Genomic DNA, 20803 nt, shown 5'->3' with positions numbered 1-20803 from the left:
CGGTAATCTTAATAAAACGATAAAGGAACATAGCAATGTCAGAAGTAAAACCTAAAACGTTGTATCAAAAATTATATGATGCACATGTTGTTTATGAAGCTGAGAATGAAACACCCATTTTATATATTGATCGTCATTTAGTGCACGAGGTAACCTCTCCACAAGCATTTGACGGATTACGTGCGATGAATCGCAAAGTGCGTCAGCCGCATAAAACATTCGCGACAATGGATCATAATACCTCGACTAAAAGTAATGAATTAAGTGCCTGTACAGAGATGGCAAGAATTCAGCTAACGGAGCTTGCTAAAAATGCCAAAGAATTTGGTATATCACTTTATGATCTTGCAAGTCCACTACGTGGTATTGTGCATGTTGTTGGTCCAGAGCAAGGCATGACATTACCGGGTATGACCATTGTATGCGGTGATTCACATACGGCTACCCATGGTGCCTTTGGTGCATTAGCATTCGGCATCGGTACCTCTGAAGTTGAGCATGTGCTTGCAACCCAAACCTTAAAGCAAGGGCGTGCGAAAACCATGAAAATTGAAGTAATAGGGCAAGTTGCAGCCGGCATCACAGCCAAAGATATTATTTTAGCTATTATTGGTAAAACAACCAGTGCCGGCGGTACAGGTTATGTGGTTGAATTTTGTGGTGATGCCATTAAGGCACTTTCGATGGAAGGCCGTATGACATTATGTAATATGGCAATTGAAATGGGTGCTAAAGCTGGAATTGTGGCGCCCGATGATGTCACATTTGAGTACTTAAAAGATCGTCAATATTCACCTAAAGGTGATGATTTTGATAAGGCAGTTAGTTACTGGCAAACCCTAAAAACTGATGATGGCGCCGAGTTTGATAAAGTGGTCATTTTAGACGGTAAAGAGATTGCGCCTCAAGTGACATGGGGTACAAATCCTGGTCAAGTTACATCAATTGACGCAGCGGTTCCTAATCCAGATAACTTTAATGACCCAGTCGAGAAAAATTCAGCTGAGCGTGCTTTAACTTATATGGGACTAACAGCAGGAACGAAAATGTCGGAAATTAAAATCAATAAAGTTTTTATTGGTTCATGTACTAATTCTCGGATTGAAGATTTACGCGCAGCGGCAGACGTTATAAAAGGGCGCAAAGTTGCTTCTGGTGTTCAAGCATTAGTTGTGCCTGGTTCAGGACCGGTTAAGGTTCAAGCTGAGGCTGAAGGGCTAGATAAAATTTTTATTGCTGCTGGATTTGAATGGCGACTACCTGGTTGCTCCATGTGCCTAGCCATGAATGATGATAAATTAGCCCCCGGCGATCGCTGTGCATCAACTAGTAACCGTAATTTTGAAGGGCGTCAAGGCCGTGATGCCCGAACGCACTTAGTGAGTCCTGCGATGGCAGCTGCTGCTGCAATTACTGGGCATTTTACTGATATTCGTAAACCATTTTAAGGAGACCAATCATGGCTAAATTTACAAAACATACTGGCTTGGTTGCTCCTTTAGATGCGGCTAATGTTGATACTGATGCGATTATTCCAAAGCAATTTTTACAAAAAGTGACGCGTACTGGTTTTGGTCAACATGCGTTTCATGAATGGCGCTTTCTCGATGATATAGGTCAAAAAACTAATCCCGAGTTTGTATTAAATAAACCTCGCTATCAAGGTGCAAGCATCTTGTTAACCCGAGAAAACTTTGGCTGTGGTTCATCACGTGAACATGCGCCATGGGCGTTAGCTGATTATGGTTTTAAAACTATTATCGGTTCAAGCTTTGCGGATATTTTTTATAATAACTCATTTAACAATCAATTGTTGTTAGTCAATCTTTCCGAAGAAGATATTGATGAGTTGTTTAAAATTGTTGAAGCTAATGAAGGTATGGAGTTTACTGTTGATCTTGAAAATGAGGTTGTGATTGTGGGTGATAAGTCTTACTCATTTAAAATCGATCCATTTAAACGTCACTGTTTACTAAATGGCTTAGATAACATAGGATTAACGTTACAACACGAAGAGGCGATTAGCTCTTTTGAGCATAAAATACCGACTTTCCTTGCTTAATTTTCTATTTTTATAAATCAACTATTTATTAATTGAGGCAACTCGTTATGACTAAACTATTTAATACTCAAGCTGTTCTTTTTGATATGGATGGCATATTGCTTGACTCTGAGCCATTGTGGGAAGAAGCAGTAAAAGAGTCGCTAGCGCTTTATGGGGTAGATTATGATGAGTTGCATAGAAAGTATACGTTATTAACGACCGGCATTCGCATTGATCAGGTCGTTGATTTGTATTGTAAAATAGTGCCAGAGCAAAAAATTCCACCAACGCAACTGGTTGATAAAATTATTGATTTAGTGATTGATAAAATTTTAGCTACTAAGCCGATTCTGCCTGGTGTACATGAGTCGTTAGCACTCTGTCATGAGCTTGGTTTAAAAGTTGGACTAGCGTCATCATCACCAATGAGAGTCATTGAGGTTGTAACCGATTGTCTCGGGATCACATCGCAGTTTGCTGTTCGTGTTTCTGCTGAAAAACTAAATTATGGTAAACCCCATCCCGCTGTTTATTTGTGTGCCGCTGAAAAGCTAGCGGTTGATCCACTAAATTGTTTAACGATTGAAGACTCTTTAGCTGGGATGATTGCGACTAAAGCGGCAAGAATGATATCTATTGTGGTGCCCGCGATTAGCGATAGACATTTTCCTCAATGGTGTTTAGCTGATTATCATTTATCATCGCTGCTTGAGCTTAACAAGTCTCATTTAAAATAATGATTAAGCTTTTAATTTAGTCTACTTTACGATATAACTAGTATATACTTACAGCAAGAATGACAATTTATATATTAACAATTTGATATAAGGAGTTATAAATGGAAAAGGATAAAGTTATAAAGTCTTCATTCCAAAATGTATTAGAGTATGTTCGCCTATCTCGCCGCTTAAATAAACTCAAACGTGAAATCACCGATAACGAAAAGAAAATTCGTGATAATCAAAAAAGAGTATTATTGCTTGAAAACTTAAGTGATTACATTAAGCCAAATATGACTTATGACGAGATTCAAGCAATTATAGCTAATATGAAAATTGATTATGAAGATCGCGTAGATGATTTCATTATTAAAAATGCGGAGATATCAAAAGAGCGCCGTGAAATTTCAGCTAAAATGCGAACAATGAGCGGTAACTAGTTTAATTGGCTCAAATAAAAAAGCAAAACGTCTGTTTTGCTTTTTTATAAGGCGATAACTAGCCACCAGATAGTTTTACTTTAAAGTTTTTTTGCTCTAATAATTGTTTAAGCAAGTCTCGCTTATCGCCTTGAATTTCAATCGAACCCTCTTTAACGCTACCACCACAACCACAGCGTTTTTTTAGTTCAGCGGCAAGTTTCATCAGTTCACTATCATCTAACTCAAATCCAGTAATAACGCATACCCCTTTCCCTTTACGACCGGCTGTTTGCTTTTGAATGCGAAGAATGCCATCTCCTTTTGGGCGCAAAATTTTTTCCTGCTCGGTCTTAATTCTACCCGTTTCTGTTGAATAGACGAGGCGATCACCTGACATCATAACCACCTTAATTAAGATCTAATGTTGATAAAATATTTTTCAACGTTAGCTCTGGTTTTTCCGATTGTGTTATTGGGCGGCCAATCACTAAATAGTCTGCCCCTGCGGCTTGCGCTCGTTGTGGTGTCATAATTCGCCGCTGGTCATCTGGATCGCTACCAATCGGTCTGATACCAGGTGTAACCAAGTTAAAATCACTGCCTAAACGAGTTCTAAAACTCTGAACTTCTTTCGCTGAGCAGACAACCCCATCTAAACCACAATTTTTAGCAAGCACCGCCAGTTTAGTTGCGTGTTCGAGCGGTGAAATGTTAATACCAATCTCTTTTAAATCTGCAGATTCCATGCTTGTTAATACGGTTACAGCGATTAATATTGGTGCCTCTTTTCCATAAGAATAGAGTGAGTCTTTCGCTGCCTGCATCATACGTGAACCGCCACTCGCATGTACGTTTGTCATCCATACACCTAGATCTGCTGCGGCAGCAACTGCACTTGCTACTGTATTTGGAATATCATGAAACTTTAAATCTAAAAATACATCAAAGCCTTTATTTTGAATTTTTCTAATAAAATCTGGCCCAGCTATTGTGAATAACTCTTTACCTATTTTTAAACGACAGTCTTTTGGTTCAACGCGATCGATAAAATTCCAAGCTGATTTTATATCGGCAAAGTCTACAGCAACAATAATCGGGGATGGCATGTTAATAATTCCTTTGTATAAATTAGTATAATGTCATAATAATTAATTGAGAGAGATAGGGCGACATTATAGCAAAACTATCTCGCAATTTTGAAGCTAATTAGTCGAAGAATTAATGATTATTTCTGATTGTGCTAATAAATTACTGATAATGAGATCTTGATTTAATGCTGTAACAGTAGCGAGTTGCTCTTGAACGTCTCGCCAAAGGGTATAGAGTTTTATAATTTTTTCTGTGCCAAAATGGGCAATAACTCTAACTAAAGCAACTTGGTCTCGATTAGCAATAAATCGTCCCGATTTTTGTCTCGCTTTCAAACTATCATTTAGTAATATACAAAACCAATTTAAACGTATTAAGCTATTTTCCTGATTAAGGAAGCTATCGCGTAAGCTCCAGAAATCATATTCAGTTAAGGCAATTTGTAATTTACTGGTAAATTGTTCTCTCTGTTGCCATTGTTCAGTTTCGAGTAGCTTTAAAGCGGCAAGCGGCGCGTTATTGTTTAGTAATAATGCCGTTGCTAATTGATTTTCATTATATTGATTAGTCAAGCTTTGTGATTTTAGCCATGAAATGGATGCATCTAATTCGGGAACAGGCAAAAAATAAAACTGACAGCGACTACGAATCGTTGGTAATAGTTTGCCATTATCGATATCTGAAAGTAGAAAATAGGTATTTTCAGGCGGCTCTTCTAATGTTTTTAAAAGTGCATTAGCAGCGGCCTCAGTCATTAGTGATGCGGTTTGTAACCAGACAACTTTATTGCCTCCTTGTTGTGAGCGTTCATATATTTTCGTTGCGATCCCTCTTATTTGGTCTATTCCTATCGATAACTTATTTTTTTCAGGCTTAATAATATAATAGTCAGGATTATTATTGGCTAAAAATAATTGGCAGTGATGGCATTGGCCGCAAGGCTCATTTTTTTGCGGCGTAGAACATAACAAACGCATAGCTAATTTAGTCACAACTTTTTCTTCGCCACAACCGGCAATATATTTTATTAATAGTGCATGATGCGCGTGCCCATTAATTAACGGTAATGTTAGGTTCTGATAAGCTTTCATTAACCAAGGGTAGTTGATTAACGGTTCATTAATTAATTCCATTGTCACTCAACCATCGATTAAGAGCGTCTTCAATTGCTTTCGTTACTTGTTCCAATGTCTGGCTAGCATCAATCGTAATTATTGAGCGATCTGCGTCTGCTAGTGCTAAATAACGGTCACGAATACGTATGAAAAAATCTAATGATTCTTGTTCTATTCGGTCGAGTTCTCCCCGAGCGCTTGCACGTTTTAAACCTAATTCAGGGGGGATATCCATGTAGATGGTTAAATCGGGTTTAAAGCCTGATAGGACACCTTGTCTTAACATAGACATAAAGCTAGGATCAATTTGTCTACCAGCACCTTGATAAGCTTGGGTGGAAAGGTCGTGCCTATCACCAATTACCCATTTATTATTTGATAGTGCCGGCTTTATAACATTATCAATTAATTGGATCCGAGCAGCATAAAACATAAGTAATTCAGCTCTATGCGTTAAAGGTTCTCCAGCTACGCCATTTTTTATAATATTGCGTAATATTTCGGCAATAGGGGTTCCACCTGGTTCTCTTGTATACACTAATTGGTCAATTTTATTTTGCTTTAAAATATGTGTGATAGTTTGAATTGCTGTTGTTTTTCCAGCGCCTTCGAGGCCTTCAATAACGATGAACTTACCGCGCATAATTTGATCCTTAATTATCTTGCATAGAATTATACTATCGATCTAATCAATTGCCCATCGATTTAGTTACAACAATACGATTGATAACAATTAATAGAATCAAGTAATTTTTTTGTTTTTAAAAATAAAAAATAAATTATTAATTGTAATTACATCGTAAAAAAGATATTAATATTGTTTTTTGTGTTGATAAAATATTTTTTATCACCATAATACCACCAAACCATTAATCGGTATTGATAAAGTAATTAAATAGGCGGAGAGTTAAACAAAATGGTCGATGACATTAAAATAGAACAAATTGAATTAGTTTTACGGAAACTTAATTGGGCGCATGAAATTTTAACTTCAGCTCAAAATAGCACAGACGATAGAGGAACAGCAGATATTTTATCGGGCGTTCAATTTATTATTAATTCTGCATCACATGATGCAGAGATGTTGTATAAAGTATTGAATATATAACCAAATTTGATTACGTTGAGTCCCTTTCACCCGCTTTTTTGAGCGGGTTTTTTTTATAAAAAAGTAGTTAAGCTGGCTTTTTCCCATCTTAATTGTTCTGTTTGAGGGTTCTTACGGTAACCAAATGCTAAGCATAGTGCTACGCCAAAATTATTTACACTCAGTTGTGGTAATCGTTTTTCTAATTCCGCTATTATCTTATCGCCTTGAAAGCCGCCTATAGCGCATGAGTCAATTCCGTGATAAGCCGCAGCTGTCATCATATTAGTGCTGGGAATGTAACACTGCATTTCCGACCAATTATCAATGCTGACGCCTTTAGGTAAACCTTGCTTACAATAGTTAATAAAATACTGACATGCGGCATCGAGATCAAAAGATGCACCTTGAGCGGGTAGTGTTCTTTGTACTGCTTGTCTTAAGTATTCACTTTGCATCGTAAAGTGAGACTCTTTACGATAAAGTACGATGATTAAATCAGAGCAGCTAGTGATTTGTGGTTGCTCATAACAGAGCGGTTTTAATTGTTGTTTGATTGTTACATCATTAATAACAACAAAGTGCCAAGGCTCCATTCCGAAAGAGGAAGGAGATTGTCTGCCAGCTTCTAAGATATAATCAATCTCTTCTTGTGGTATCTGTTTTGTGTCATCAAAAATTTTGCAAGCATGACGAAAATTAAAGGCTTGTGTGAGCTTGTCCATATGTTCTCCAATGTAATTTATTCTTTTGCTTGCCAAGGCGCAACTTTAAATAGCAGAAGCATTCCTGGAATGGCAAGCATCGTACATAACCAAAAAAAATTAGTCCAGCCTAAGCTAGCAACAATAAAACCTGTAGATGCATTCATTAATGTGCGAGGGATTGAGGCGAAACTGGTAAATAAAGCAAATTGTGTCGCGGTATAGAGCGGATTTGTGGTTTTAGCAATATAAGAAACAAATGCTGCCGAACCTAAACCTACACCTAAGGCTTCAAAGCTAATGACAGCAGCTAACAGAATAAGTTGTTCTGATGCTATTACATCAAATGGTCCTTTAATTGATAACCAAACAAACCCTAAAATAGATAATACTTGCACCATACCAAATAGCCATAAGGCGCGATTGATGCCGATTTTTATCATGAGTATTCCACCGAATAAAGCACCAATAACACTAGGCCAGAGGGAGGCGTTTTTGGCAATTAAGCCTATATCAACTCGACTATATCCCATTTGCAAATAAAATGGCGTGGCAAGTGATGTTGCCATACTATCGCCTAATTTATAGAAAAAGATAAAGGCAAGAATTAACAATGCAGACTTTATACCATTACGTTGTATAAATTCTAAAAATGGTTTGGTGATAATATTTTCGAGCTTATGTGTTGTTACTACTTGCTTATTTGGTTCTTTAACTAATATGGTCATTAAAATAGCTGGAAACATAAAACATGCAGTCACAATAAAAACGATATCCCAAGCAAAGTAATTTGATAGTATTAACGATAGTGAACCTGGCACAAGTCCAGCAATACGGTAAGCATTAATATGAATGCTATTCCCTAATCCTAGCTCTTTGTCTGAAAGTAGCTCGCGTCTAAAGGCATCTAAAGCGACGTCTTGTGTAGCAGAAAAAAGCGCAATAGCAAAAGAAAGTAACGCAATAAGCATAATATTTAATGTTGGTGAAAAAAATCCCATACTGGCAATAAGAATAAATAACACTATTTGTGATAGTAACATCCATCCTCGCCTTCTACCGAGGCGAAAAAGAGAAATATTATCCATAAACGGTGCCCATAAGAATTTCCATATATAAGGGATTTGGGTAAGGGTAAACGCACCAATCGTTTTTATATTTACCCCTTCACTTTGAAGCCATGCGGGCATTAATTGGATAAGAATATATAATGGTAGTCCAGAGGCGAAGCCAGTGAATACACAAATCAACATTTTGGTATTAAAGATAACACTTAAAATAGAGTTATGATTTTTAGATATGTTGTTCATGTAATTGCGATATATCGTTGATAGTGATTAAAAATCTTGCTTCAGTATATCACAGGTTAATTTTTGCGATACTATTAATCATAGAAATATAGACGGCAACATCTAGATATATGGCGTTAATTATAAACCGATTTGGTGGTATAGTTTTGGCTGAAAAACCATGATGACACAACTTATCTACTTATAAAATATTCGATAATGCTTTTTAACAATTACTATTATTGATTTACCTTTAATTTAGATTATGTTATTAATTAATAATGGTTAATTAGCAATGCTTATCAGGAGTGGAAATATGAAACATGAGATAAAAGTCGCTGTTTTTAGTAGCAAACATTATGATCGTGAACACTTAGAAATAGCTAACAAAAATTTTGGTTTTCAGATTGAATACTATGAACATAAACTAAGTTGTAAAACCGCAATTACGGCTAAAAACTTTGATGCGGTTTGTATTTTTGTGAATGATGAAGCAGACAAAAAGGCCTTAAAAGAGTTATCGTCTCTAGGTGTTAATATTCTAGCCTTACGTTGTGCCGGTTTTGATAATGTTGATTTGAAAGAAGCCCAAAAATTAGGAATGACCATCGTAAGGGTTCCAGCCTATTCGCCTGAAGCGGTTGCAGAGCATACCGTTGCGCTAATGATGACACTTAATCGGCGTACCCATAAAGCTTATCAACGGACCCGCGATGCTAATTTCTCCCTCGATGGGCTCACTGGATTTAACATGCATAACCGTATAGCAGGGGTTATTGGTACAGGGAAAATTGGTCAAGCAGTGATCCGTATTCTTAAAGGGTTTGGTATGAAAATTTTAGCTCATGACCCTTATCCATCAGATACTGTAATTGAACTCGGCGCAAGCTATGTGACCTTAGATGAGTTATATGCTAATTCGGATGTGATCACTTTACATTGTCCAATGACACCTGAAAATTATCATTTATTAAATGCGCAGTCGTTTCAAAAGATGAAAGATGGCGTAATGATCATTAATACCAGCCGAGGGGCATTACTCGATTCCGCCGCTGCAATTGATGCTTTAAAACAATCTAAGATTGGCGCGCTTGGCATGGATGTTTATGAGAATGAACGGGATCTCTTTTTCGAAGATAAATCAAATGATGTGATTCAAGATGACGTTTTTCGACGTTTATCTGCATGCCATAATGTGATTTTTACCGGTCATCAAGCATTTTTGACTCAGGAAGCACTGTTAAATATATCTGATACTACTTTGGCTAATATTGAAGCAGTCTATAGAGGAAAGGATTGCCTTAATGTAGTTAAACTATAGCTATTTTTACTTACCCAACTATTTGCTAATTTATTTAGTTGGGTTGTTATTATCGATAGCAACAGTTTGATGCAAATTTTGTTATAAGAATAGGGGATTGTATCCCATATCAAGCATGACTTTGTTTAATTTAATCAATGGTAGACCGATTAGTGAGTTAATGTCATTGCCTTCTAATTTATCAAATAAGGTGATACCAAGTTCATCACATTTAAAACTTCCTGCACACTGCAATGGCATCTCTTTAGCAATATAGGCATCTATTTCTGCTTCATTAAGGTGACGAAAAGTCACTTTGAATGGTTCATAGCTTATTGATATGTTTTGTGTTTTTGCATCAATAACACAAAGACCAGTATAGAAGTAAAAGGTTTTACCGCGGCTTTTAAGCAATTGTTGCTTGGCGTTGGCAGTCGTATGCGGTTTTCCGACTATTTTACCGTCTAATACACCAACTTGATCCGAACCAATGATAATCGTATCAGAGCCCATATAGTTTTTGGCGATGGATTGCGCTTTAATTTGTGATAAGCGTAGTACTAAATCTGTCGCATTTTCATTAGGTAGCGGTTTCTCGTCACAAACTGGAGCAATGCAATCAAATGGAATGGCAAACTTTTTAAGGATTTTTTTACGTGACTCGGAGGTTGAAGCAAGAATAATTTTCATTTTAATGGCTCTAATATTGTCCAAGCCGAAGAATGTGCTTCAAAACCAATATGGGGATAGTAACCAACCGCTTTTGGTGCGGCTAATAAAACAATACGGCATCCCACCGTAGTGGCTTTTTGTAGCTCTTTTATTAGTTGTTTACCGATCCCTTGATTTTGGTAAGTATCATCAACAGCTAAATCTGCTAAATACGTTGTATAAACAAAATCAGTCAAATAGCGAGCAATTCCCACTAGTTTATCTCGATCCCAAGCGCTAATAATATTTGCATTATCTAGCATTGCTTGAAAACGGGCGCGATCGCTAAGCGGTCTTCTTTCCCCTAGTGAACAATGAGAATATAAATTAATCGCTTCATCTAAATTTGGTTTTACATCTGAACGATAAGTTATGTTATTTATCTGGGTAACCATTCGGATTTTTTACCTGCCAATTCCAACTATCTTTTGCCATATCATCGAGTGAATTTTCAGTTTGCCAATTTAATTCCCTTTGTGCCTTTGATGCATCAGCCCAAAAAGCAGCAATATCACCAGCACGACGTTCAACGATTTGATAAGGTAATTTATGTTGACAAGCTTTCTCATATGCCGCTAATACTTCGAGTACACTGCTACCGATTCCAGCACCTAGGTTATAAATATGTAAACCTGAGCAGGTGATGTTTTTTAGTGCAGCAACATGTCCCTTGGCAAGGTCTTCAACGTGAATATAATCTCTAACACCAGTACCATCTTTAGTGTGATAATCATTACCATACACAGATAGTTTCTCCCGTTTTCCTATCGCTACTTGGGCTATATAAGGCATTAAGTTATTCGGAATACCTTGAGGATCTTCCCCTATCAACCCTGAAGGATGAGCACCGACAGGGTTAAAATAGCGTAGTAAACTGATACTCCATTTTTTCTGCGATGTATGCAGATCAGTGTAGATTTGTTCTACCATATATTTACTCCAACCATACGGATTTGTAACATTTCCTGTCGGCATCGTTTCAATATACGGTGCTGGATTTTTTTCACCATACACGGTAGCCGATGAGCTAAAAATAATATTATTTACTTGATTATCAGACATGACTTGCGCAAGACAAATAGAGCCATAGACATTATTTTGGTAATATTCAAGAGGTTTAGTCACTGATTCGCCAACAGCTTTTAAACCTGCAAAATGAATAACTGCAGAAATTTTATGCTTTTTAAAAATAGTATCTAAAAAAGGCTTATCTTGAATATCACCATAGTAGAACAGCGGTAATTGACCAGTAATTTTTTCAATGCGATTTAATACGCTTTTCTTACTATTATATAAATTGTCAATTATGATTGGCGTATAACCTGCTTCTATTAATTTTACACAAGTATGGCTACCAATATAGCCAAGTCCACCCGTAACAAGAATATTCATTTTTAACCTAGCTGATACATTAAAACTATAGCTAGTATAGCTTGATTAATACCGAAAATATAGATTGAAAATAGTCAAATTCTCTATGCTAACTCGCTTAAAGAGCGAGAGCTAATCGAATTTTACTTTATTTAGACTAATTAGTTGTTTTTTACTTTACTTTAAAGGATAATACTTGCTCTTCAATGGAGGCTCTATGGGTCCTCTTGCAACGTTTGCTTGCTCACTAGGTCAGGTCCGGAAGGAAGCAGCCAAAGTAAGTTATACGTGTGTGGGATGTGGCTGATAGGGTCTCCTCCAAATAGATTTAAATCGCTATGCTTAACCTAGACTGATGTTTATAAATCAATTTTAACGTCAATATGTTTAACTCTTTTTACTTCAATTCAAATTTAATATTTTAAACTATCATATAGTTAATTTAGTCACTTTTTCCTCTTTACTTAGCTTATACTTATCTGCTCATTATAACAATTTAAGCTTATTACTTAGGGTCTCTATGTAGCCCGTATAAATATAAGTGAGATTAATTTGAATAATTTGATATTCTAGTTTATTTTATTGTATGAAATTTATTGATATAGAACGATATTCTAAGGAACAATATGCAGCCCTCATTTAAGCAAAGGCAACAACAAATATCTTTTGTTAAATCTTATTTTACTGAACAACTAGCCGAAAAATTGTCATTAATCGAAGTGCAAGCACCGATTTTGAGCCAAATTGGTGATGGCATACAAGATAACTTGTCGGGTAGTGAAAAAGCGGTACAGGTTAAAGTTAAGTGTATTGCTGATGCAACGTTTGAAGTTGTCCATTCACTTGCAAAATGGAAACGTAAAATATTAAGTCTGAATCAATTTGCACTTGGTGAAGGCCTTTATACTAATATGAAAGCACTAAGACCTGATGAAGATATGCTATCTCCGATTCATTCTGTGTATGTTGATCAATGGGATTGGGAGAAGGTGATTTCACCACAACAGCGTACACTAGCATTTCTAAAATTAACGGTAGAACAAATTTATCAAGCCTTAAAATCGACAGAAGCAGAAGTTGCTAAAAAGTATGCAATAAAACCCTTTCTACCACAAACAATAACATTTATTGATAGTGAAAATTTATTGCAACGTTATCCAAATCTTTCGGCAAAAGAGCGTGAGAATAAAATAGCAGAAGAGTTTGGTGCGGTATTTATCATCGGTATTGGTAGTGTACTGTCAAATAATGAGAAGCATGATATTAGAGCGCCAGATTATGATGATTGGAGTACACAAAATGAAGAGGGACATTTAGGTTTAAATGGTGATATTATTGTGTGGAATCCAGTGTTAAAGAGTGCATTTGAGATTTCTTCAATGGGTATTCGCGTCGATCCAATCGCCCTCAAAAAGCAACTTGAATTAACTAATGATGAAGGTCGATTGAAATTTGACTGGCATAAATTACTGATGAATGGTGAACTGTTGCAAACAATAGGGGGCGGAATTGGTCAATCAAGGCTTGCAATGTTACTATTACAATTAAAGCATATTGGCCAAGTGCAATCGAGTGTTTGGGACGATAATACTAAACAGCAATATACAGATTTGCTATAGATTGTTGTTACAGAGTATATAAAAAATGGGCGTTATATAGCGCCCATTTTTATTATGCTATTTAATATCAGAACAGTTTAAACAGTAAATATATCGATTTTGTGGGTCATTAAGATTATCCCAAAATGCCAGATGCTGTTGTAGCTGATTTGATAAAGAGAGCTGATTGTAAATTATGCCTATTACTGATTTAGGTAAAATCGCTGAATAATCAGCAAATAATGAAGCAAAGAAGCTCGTTTCAGCTTTTTGCCAATCGATAAGATAATCGGATATTCCAGCTAATGACGCTGCTTCTTTAACTGCATCATCAAAATCACCTAGTTTATCAACTAAGCCAATTTTCTTCGCCTCTTCACCTAACCAAACTTGGCCTTGTGCAATGCTATCAACTTCTTCATTACTCATATTACGAGACTCTGCAACTAATGACACAAAGTTATGATAGCCATTTTCAATATTCATTTGAATAAGCTGGCTTGTATCAGTAGATAAATCTTTAGACAAAGTCATGCCTGCAAGAGGCGATGTTGATATCCCATCAGTGTGAACACCTATGTGAGCTAAAGAGTTTTCGAAAGTAGGGATAATACCAAAAATACCAATTGAGCCGGTAATGGTATTTGGGTTGGCAATGATATAATCAGATTGTGTTGCTATCCAATAACCGCCTGAGGCCGCCATTCCGCCCATAGAGGCAACAACGGGAATATCTTTTGCTTTTAATGCTTCAATTTCACTTCTTATTACCTCAGAAGCGTACACGCCACCGCCAGGGCTATTAATACGCAGCACGACGGCTCGAACATTGCTGTTTTCTCCAATTTTCCTAAGTTGTTTAGTAATAGTTTCACTTCCAGCAACATTATTTGCAGCTTTACCTGCCGTAATGGTTCCATCAACGAAGATAACGGCAATCAGTGGTTTCTCCGATGGCTGCGTTTGGTTATCAAATGATCGCATTTTGTTTGACTTAAGCTGGTAGTCATAAATGCTTAATTGTGGTGCAAAATGAAAACGATTATTTAGCGCTTGCTCTGCGTTATATGATGATAATACCTCATCGACAATACCGTTTTCTAAGGCGTATTCACTCATGCTACCCGATACCGCTTTTAGCCTTGATAGCATTATATCCGCTGGTGGCACTAAATTAGTTGGCTCTGATTTTCTATTATTGGCAATATTATTAAGATAATTATTCCACATAGTGCTTAGCCATCTAGTTGTATTTTCTTTTGCAGCATCAGACATATCATTTCTTAAAAAAGGTTCAACGGCTGATTTATAAGTGCCAACTCTGAAAACATGAGTATTAACTTTTAAATTATCAAGTAGTGATTTGAAATAGAAATTATTAGTTGAAAAACCATAAAGAGATACACTGCCTTGGTTGACTAAATAAATTTTATCAGCAAGGCTGGCTAGATAATATTGTTTTTGATCAAAGTAACCCCCAACAGCATATATAGGTTTTCCTTTTGTTTTAAACTCGGTTAGATATTTAGCTAAATATTGCAAGTTTGGTAGATTTGCATCAGAAAAATTATCTAATTTTAAGATGATACCTTCAATTGCTGGGTCATTAGTCGCTTGAGCAATTTTCTGTGTTAATTCAAATAGACTATTTTGGCGTGTCGGATCAGGATTATTATTGTTGAGTTTTTTACTCAGCGCATAAAGGCTTTGATCATATGATGGCGAGTCAACAATAACTCCTTCAAGGTCAAGTACTAGTACTCCCGATTGTGATATATTATTTAACCCATTGGGATTACGTATTAATCCGATCATCCCGATAATAAATAAAATAGTAAAAAAGAATATAAGGTTTAACGTGATCTCTCTTATTACGTTAATTATTTTCCAGATATATTTAATGCCAGTACGAATTGAGCGCCAAAAATGCATAGTAAACCCTTTATCAAATAGTGTTTTATGTGTATATAAAGCTCTTTTTAAGACAGATTATCTTTATTGCGTTTTTTAAAATACTGCTTGTCTTCCCATCTTAAGCAGGTTAGTTTTCCACCCCAGCAGCAGCCAGTATCAAGTGCATAGATGTTTTCAGGCGTACCTTTGCCCTTTAATGAAGCCCAGTGGCCAAATGCGATACTATATCTTTGCGGAATTTTCCGCGGTAGTAAAAACCAAGGTTTAAGTTTGCTTGGAGCTTCATTAATGGCATCCTTGCAATATAGGTCAAGGCGACCATTTTCATAGCAATAACGCATACGAGTTAAAGCATTAGCAATATAACGTAATCGATCAAATCCTTGCAAATCTTCATGCCAAAAATCAGGGTAATCACCATACATCGCATCAAGAAATAGAGGATAAGTATCACTAGATAATACGGTCTTAAGATCTTTGGCACATTTTAATAATGTCTCTAAGTCCCATTGTGGCGAAATACCAGCGTGAGCCATAATAAGATTCAATGAATCATCTATTTGAACGAGTGGTTGTTTTCTGAGCCAATCAATTAATTCATCGCAATCTGGTGCAGCAAAAATTTCATTAATACGATCTTTTTTATGACTTTTAGCAATTCCAGCATAGACAGCCAGTAGGTGCAGGTCGTGATTACCAAGAGTTAATCTTATTTGTTGGCTATTTTTTTGAACAAAACGAAGAACTCCAAGTGAGTTAGGCCCTCTAGCAACAAGATCGCCGGTTAACCAAATTGTGTCGTTGCTATTAAAATCTGCTTTTTCAAGCACTCGCATAAACTCATTATAACAACCATGAATATCACCAATGAGTAAATTTGACATGATCAGATACTCATTTTGCTATAAGCATTGGCCAATTCACAATATTGTTTTAGTGTTAAATTTTCTGCTCGTAAATCTAAATTAATATTGAGATCTGTTAATTGTTCTACCGTAAATAGTTGCCCTAGGCTATTACGAATAGTTTTTCTTCTTTGATTGAATGCCGCAGTCGTAATCCGAGATAACGAGTCTATATTTTCAACTGGATAAGGAACCGCTTGGTATGGAATCAATTTAACAACAGCAGAGTCGACTTTTGGTGCCGGTTTAAATGCGGATGGAGGAACTTCAAGTACCGGAATAATTTGGCAGTAATACTGTGCCATTACACTAAGTCGTCCATACGCTTTTGAATTTGGTGCTGCAACTAAGCGATTAACAACTTCTTTTTGTAGCATAAAGTACATATCACTAATTGCATGGGCATATTTAAAAAGATGGAACATTAAAGGTGTTGAAATATTATAAGGTAAATTACCAAAGACTCTCAACGGTTGATTCATTTTTTCAGATAATTCTGTAAAATTAACCGTCATCGCATCCTGTTCGATAACGGTTAGTTTATTTTTTAAGAATGGATTAGCAATAAGCCGTGCCGCGAGATCTCTATCAATTTCTATCACGGTTAAATGATCCAAATGATCACAAATAGGTAATGTTAGAGCCGCCAGTCCAGGTCCAATCTCAACTAATGCCTGATTTTTTTTCGGTTGAATGGCGGCAACAATATTTTGAATGACAGAATCATCTTGTAAAAAATTTTGACCAAAACGTTTACGAGCAAAATGACCTTGGTGTACGCGACTATTCATTATGGCTTCTCTTCACCAATAATTTTAATATACGCATCACCTTTTAGTTCCTGAATCCAAACTTGTAATTCTTCACCAAATTTACGATTGAATATTAAACGATAGGCTTGTTCTTTTTGTGCCGCGCCAGTTTTATCTATATTTCGAGTATCGGTGAGTTCAATTAAATGCCAACCAAAAGCTGATTTGATAGGCTCGCTGATCTCGCCTTTTTTTAGTTTTAATAAGGCATTTCTGAATTGGCTATCATATCTGTCAGGATCGCTCCAGCCTAATTCTCCCCCTTTCTCTGCTGAGCCAAGATCCTCCGAATAACTTTTGGCCGATGCAGCAAAGGTAGTACTACCATCTTTAATCGCTTGACGAATATTAAGCAATTTTTGCTTTGCCATATCATCAGTGACTAATAAATTCGTTTTTACAAGGATATGTTTAGCATTAACTTCTTTGGCTGTAATAGGTTTAGCCGCTTCAGCGCGAGTTCCATCTACTCTTATTATATGGTAGCCGACCCCTGAGCGTAATGGGCCAATTATTTCACCTTTTTGTGCCCGTATCAGCCTTTCTTCAAAAATAGTTGGTAACTCATTTAATTTTTGCCAACCCATGCTACCACCTTTTAGCGCTTTATCATCATTGGAATAGGTGGCGGCAAGTTTAGCAAAACTCTCGCCATTTTGTAGACGATTTATAACTTCTTTAGCTTTTGCTGTCGTATTTTCAAGTTGTTGCTTAGTTGGGTTTTCAGGAATAGAAATAAGAATATGACTAACATTAATTTCACGATTATTCATCGGTTGTTTGGCAATAGTATTAGCAAGGGCTTCAACTTCTCTATCGCTGATATTAATACGTTGACTCACTTGACTCATACGAATACGGTCAATAACCATATCTTTACGCATTTTATCACGATAGCTTGAGTAACTGACACCCATTTTAGTCAAATATCCGCGCAGCTCATCGAGCGTCATTCCATTTTGTTTAGCAATATTGTTAATCGTCTCGGTGATTTCGTCATCACTAACTGCAATTTGGGCTTTATTTGATTGCTGCAAGATAAGACTGTCGTTAATAAGTTGTTCAATAATTTGATGGCGCAATGTTGCATCATCAGGTAAATTTTTAGGATCAGTCGTTGATTTGATGCTTTGGAGCATTTCATTAACATCACTTGTCAAAATGACATTATTATTTACCACTGCAACAACACTCTCAACTTGACGCGGCGCTGCATAGGTAGTTGAGGAGAAAAATAAACTAATCAAGAGGATAGAAACGAGCTTTTTAATCATTTTCAGTAACTTTACCATAATCATATTAATAACATTAAACATTAGACAATTAATTAGCTAATTAGTTCCCATAGTTTTCAGCAAAAGCAGTTTTATATGGTAGTAAACCAAAGTTTAACATTTTAGCAACAACATTAGTATTTTTAGTTAGTCCTCGTAGTTCAAAGTTTATCGAGAATTTATTTTCATATTTACTTTCCCTGGTCACATTATCCCAGTCAGTTATTTTACGACCATATTGCACACTTACTCCCCAACAACAATCAGTATAATTTAACCCAATAAAACTATTTGAGGTTTGCTTATTATTAGTATCATAAAATACAGCTCCAACCGCGCTAACATTTTCAGTCAACGGCCAAGATGACATAATGCCAAGCTGAGAGATATCTTCCCTATAAGGTGTTTTTGTATTAGAGAGACCAATACTGTCAATATAGTTTTGGTTGGCATAACGGTACGAGAGTTGAATCATTTTATTTTCAGATCTGCGGTATTCAAAAATAGCATTAGCGAGCGAAATTTCATTAATACGAGTATCATATTGTGCGCCAGCACGAAGTATCATATCATTATTTATTTTCCAATATGTATCAGCTGCCCATGTTATGCTACCTGTATTATCATTTTGTTCGAGAGAAGAATTATTATCTCCCGTTCTTGACTTATTAAAATAATAAATTTGACCTAATGATAGATTGAAAATTTCTACTTCATTAGGATCATAAAATCGTGTCGTAATACCCGTTGCTATTTTATTAGCTGAGGCTATTCTATCTAAGCCACTGTATGACTGATCGCGAAATAATCCAATATAGTCAGATTGCAATAGTGTTGAATCATAATTGCCTATTTGTGATTGATTGCGGTACGGAATATAGAGATATTTGATTCTAGGCTCTACTGTCTGACTGTAGCCGTCAAACCAACTAGTATCTCGTTCAAATATAACTTTACCATCGATAGCAAATTTAGGTAAAAAACGATTAATATTTTTTTCTAGATGATCATTTTGTGTATAATCAGGAAGATCTTGGTCATAGTGGGTTGCCATAAATCCTGCTTCGGTAGAGACCATTGCCCATGGCGAGCTAATTGTATACTTTAATGTTGGGGCAATGTGAAAACGCCAAGTTTTTGGGTTTTTATAACCACTACTGACAAAATGTGATACCTGGCTGAAGTTATGAAACTCAAAATCATCATAATCATTATTATAGTAATTAATATTTAACTGTGGTTCGGTGTGGTACAGATTGTCTTTTATATCGTCTCTTAATGCTTGAAAATATTTATAATTTAAACCAATGTCCCAATATTTATCGGTATAACCTGCTTGATATAATTGAGTAAGATAGCCATCAGTTTCTGATGCAAATTTCGAACCTATGTCACTAATGTACTGATTATCGCTCACTCTAGTGGTATTAGCAAAAAATCGCCAGTTATAATTGATTAGTTGGGCATTTTCCCAGTGAAAGAGCCAGCGATGATTGCTGTCACTGTAACCGCTAGTATTCGAATTACTCTCATTTTTATTATAAAGTGCATCGTGTTGTAGCCAGTCAAATGCTACAGTACCTAGTCCTATTTCATTTAAGTAACGTGCTTCTGTTTGTAATTGTACCCCCCGACGCTGCATTACTCTTGGCGTAAATGTTGCGTCATAATTAGGCGCAATATTCCAGTAAATAGGTAAGGAAAAATCGATCCCATCAATACTGTCGTATGAAAAATCAGGCATTAGTAGTCCTGAACGACGTTTATCGCCAGTTGGTAGTTGCAAATAGGGAGAGTATAAAACAGGCACTTTACCTATTTTAAATACGGCATTCCATACTTCGAGTAGTTGTTCTTGGTCATCATAAATAATTTTAGAGCCTGCTATATTCCAGCTACTATTATTTACAGGACAGGAGGTAAAGCTACCATTATTTAAAATAATATAACGATTATTATTGAATTTCATGGTCTCGGCATCACCGCGACCAAGGCGTCCAACTAAATGATAACGGCTATTTTGAATTTGAATATCGTTAGTATTTAAATTCATTTCAGCATCATCACCTTTCATCTCGATTAAATTATCTTGATATACGACATTACCATTAAGAATTAGCTCTCTACTTTTATTCGCTGACTGATTAACTGTCATTTTTTGTGATTGGATGATTCTATTGCCCTGCACCGCAGAAACATGGCCTTGATAGACTGCGGTATTTGGCAAAAATACTTCAAAATAATCAGCTGAAACTTCAATAGGTAAGTTATTCGGATTGCCACTAACGAATGGTCGGTTAAAAACAGGGGCATTAACAAGGCATTGCTTATTAGAGGCTGGGTCAAGTAGTGTAGTAGCAAGTACACTTTGACTATAAATAGACAAACAAAGAGTTGCAGCAATAAAAGATGGAGTTAATTTTTTCATCAGTAATTAACGATTACCACA

General features: G+C 36.2%; 21 protein-coding genes and 1 other RNA gene. 8 read left to right on the top strand and 14 right to left on the bottom strand.

Going from position 1 to position 20803, the window contains the following annotated elements; genetic code table 11:
• Nucleotides 1-35 precede the first annotated feature (35 nt).
• From leuC to tmaR, 4 genes are all read left to right on the top strand, one after another.
• Nucleotides 36-1448 (top strand): 3-isopropylmalate dehydratase large subunit, encoded by a 1413-nt coding sequence (gene leuC / locus RHO12_05170; protein ID WVD67170.1) that lies wholly within the window; start codon nucleotides 36-38, stop codon nucleotides 1446-1448.
• An 11-nt stretch (nucleotides 1449-1459) separates the two neighbouring features.
• Nucleotides 1460-2062, top strand: a complete 603-nt coding sequence (leuD, locus tag RHO12_05165; GenBank protein WVD67169.1) for a 3-isopropylmalate dehydratase small subunit — start codon at nucleotides 1460-1462, stop codon at nucleotides 2060-2062.
• Nucleotides 2063-2109: 47 nt separating this feature from the next.
• On the top strand, nucleotides 2110-2781 hold the full coding sequence (gene hxpB / locus RHO12_05160) for a hexitol phosphatase HxpB (protein WVD67168.1): 672 nt from the start codon (nucleotides 2110-2112) through the stop codon (nucleotides 2779-2781).
• A 101-nt stretch (nucleotides 2782-2882) separates the two neighbouring features.
• The gene (gene tmaR, locus RHO12_05155; protein ID WVD67167.1) at nucleotides 2883-3203 is read left to right on the top strand and encodes a PTS system regulator TmaR; all 321 of its coding nucleotides are present in this window, start codon (nucleotides 2883-2885) and stop codon (nucleotides 3201-3203) included.
• A 58-nt stretch (nucleotides 3204-3261) separates the two neighbouring features.
• Here the strand turns inward: tmaR and yciH are convergent, their stop codons facing one another.
• The 4 genes from yciH to tmk form a co-directional block, all read right to left on the bottom strand.
• On the bottom strand, nucleotides 3262-3585 hold the full coding sequence (gene yciH, locus RHO12_05150) for a stress response translation initiation inhibitor YciH (protein WVD67166.1): 324 nt from the start codon (nucleotides 3583-3585) through the stop codon (nucleotides 3262-3264).
• Nucleotides 3586-3592: 7 nt separating this feature from the next.
• Nucleotides 3593-4291, bottom strand: coding sequence for an orotidine-5'-phosphate decarboxylase (pyrF, locus tag RHO12_05145; GenBank protein WVD67165.1), 699 nt, complete (start codon nucleotides 4289-4291; stop codon nucleotides 3593-3595).
• A 96-nt stretch (nucleotides 4292-4387) separates the two neighbouring features.
• Nucleotides 4388-5407, bottom strand: a complete 1020-nt coding sequence (holB, locus tag RHO12_05140) for a DNA polymerase III subunit delta' (GenBank protein ID WVD67164.1) — start codon at nucleotides 5405-5407, stop codon at nucleotides 4388-4390.
• Entirely contained in the window at nucleotides 5394-6032 is a 639-nt protein-coding gene (gene tmk / locus RHO12_05135; protein ID WVD67163.1) for a dTMP kinase, read from the bottom strand. The genes holB and tmk overlap by 14 nt, the downstream gene beginning before the upstream one ends.
• 273 nt (nucleotides 6033-6305) lie before the next feature.
• Here tmk and RHO12_05130 point away from each other — a divergent pair, with 273 nt between their 5' ends.
• Nucleotides 6306-6497, top strand: coding sequence for a hypothetical protein (locus RHO12_05130; protein ID WVD67162.1), 192 nt, complete (start codon nucleotides 6306-6308; stop codon nucleotides 6495-6497).
• Between the two features lie 53 nt (nucleotides 6498-6550).
• Here RHO12_05130 and RHO12_05125 read toward each other — a convergent pair whose 3' ends face one another.
• Entirely contained in the window at nucleotides 6551-7201 is a 651-nt protein-coding gene (locus RHO12_05125; protein ID WVD67161.1) for an NAD(P)H-dependent oxidoreductase, read from the bottom strand.
• A 17-nt stretch (nucleotides 7202-7218) separates the two neighbouring features.
• Nucleotides 7219-8490, bottom strand: a complete 1272-nt coding sequence (locus RHO12_05120; protein WVD67160.1) for an AmpG family muropeptide MFS transporter — start codon at nucleotides 8488-8490, stop codon at nucleotides 7219-7221.
• A 295-nt stretch (nucleotides 8491-8785) separates the two neighbouring features.
• Here RHO12_05120 and RHO12_05115 point away from each other — a divergent pair, with 295 nt between their 5' ends.
• Nucleotides 8786-9790: a 2-hydroxyacid dehydrogenase gene (locus tag RHO12_05115; protein WVD67159.1), complete on the top strand. Its 1005-nt coding sequence runs from the start codon at nucleotides 8786-8788 to the stop codon at nucleotides 9788-9790.
• 81 nt (nucleotides 9791-9871) lie between these two features.
• On the opposite strand, the gene RHO12_05110 is transcribed toward RHO12_05115, so the two are convergent.
• Genes RHO12_05110 through galE form a run of 3 tightly spaced genes read right to left on the bottom strand, consistent with a single transcriptional unit; the run spans nucleotide 9872 to nucleotide 11872 of the window.
• Complete coding sequence (locus RHO12_05110) at nucleotides 9872-10459, bottom strand: nucleoside triphosphate pyrophosphatase (protein ID WVD67158.1); 588 nt, start codon at nucleotides 10457-10459, stop codon at nucleotides 9872-9874.
• Nucleotides 10456-10875 (bottom strand): GNAT family N-acetyltransferase, encoded by a 420-nt coding sequence (locus RHO12_05105; GenBank protein ID WVD67157.1) that lies wholly within the window; start codon nucleotides 10873-10875, stop codon nucleotides 10456-10458. Before RHO12_05105 ends, RHO12_05110 begins: the two co-directional genes overlap by 4 nt.
• The gene (gene galE / locus RHO12_05100) at nucleotides 10856-11872 is read right to left on the bottom strand and encodes a UDP-glucose 4-epimerase GalE (GenBank protein WVD67156.1); all 1017 of its coding nucleotides are present in this window, start codon (nucleotides 11870-11872) and stop codon (nucleotides 10856-10858) included. The genes RHO12_05105 and galE overlap by 20 nt, the downstream gene beginning before the upstream one ends.
• 195 nt (nucleotides 11873-12067) lie before the next feature.
• Here galE and ffs point away from each other — a divergent pair.
• Together ffs and asnA are read left to right on the top strand one after the other, a co-directional pair.
• Nucleotides 12068-12163: signal recognition particle sRNA small type (gene ffs, locus RHO12_05095), an RNA gene on the top strand.
• A 314-nt stretch (nucleotides 12164-12477) separates the two neighbouring features.
• Complete coding sequence (gene asnA, locus RHO12_05090; GenBank protein ID WVD67155.1) at nucleotides 12478-13470, top strand: aspartate--ammonia ligase; 993 nt, start codon at nucleotides 12478-12480, stop codon at nucleotides 13468-13470.
• A gap of 57 nt (nucleotides 13471-13527) precedes the next feature.
• On the opposite strand, the gene sppA is transcribed toward asnA, so the two are convergent.
• From sppA to lptD, 5 genes are all read right to left on the bottom strand, one after another.
• Entirely contained in the window at nucleotides 13528-15381 is a 1854-nt protein-coding gene (sppA, locus tag RHO12_05085; GenBank protein ID WVD67154.1) for a signal peptide peptidase SppA, read from the bottom strand.
• Nucleotides 15382-15428: 47 nt separating this feature from the next.
• Nucleotides 15429-16247 carry a bis(5'-nucleosyl)-tetraphosphatase (symmetrical) ApaH gene (gene apaH / locus RHO12_05080; GenBank protein ID WVD67153.1) on the bottom strand — a complete coding sequence of 273 codons (819 nt, stop codon included), beginning with the start codon at nucleotides 16245-16247 and terminating at the stop codon, nucleotides 15429-15431.
• A 2-nt stretch (nucleotides 16248-16249) separates the two neighbouring features.
• Nucleotides 16250-17059 (bottom strand): 16S rRNA (adenine(1518)-N(6)/adenine(1519)-N(6))-dimethyltransferase RsmA, encoded by an 810-nt coding sequence (gene rsmA, locus RHO12_05075; GenBank protein ID WVD67152.1) that lies wholly within the window; start codon nucleotides 17057-17059, stop codon nucleotides 16250-16252.
• Nucleotides 17059-18354, bottom strand: coding sequence for a peptidylprolyl isomerase SurA (gene surA, locus RHO12_05070; protein ID WVD67151.1), 1296 nt, complete (start codon nucleotides 18352-18354; stop codon nucleotides 17059-17061). Before surA ends, rsmA begins: the two co-directional genes overlap by 1 nt.
• Nucleotides 18355-18415: 61 nt before the next feature.
• Entirely contained in the window at nucleotides 18416-20782 is a 2367-nt protein-coding gene (gene lptD, locus RHO12_05065; protein ID WVD67150.1) for an LPS assembly protein LptD, read from the bottom strand.
• Nucleotides 20783-20803 lie beyond the last annotated feature (21 nt).

It is taken from the genome of Orbaceae bacterium lpD02, assembly GCA_036251875.1.
Taxonomy (GTDB): Bacteria; Pseudomonadota; Gammaproteobacteria; order Enterobacterales; family Orbaceae; genus Orbus; species Orbus sturtevantii.
This window is presented reverse-complemented; position numbering and strand designations above follow the sequence as displayed.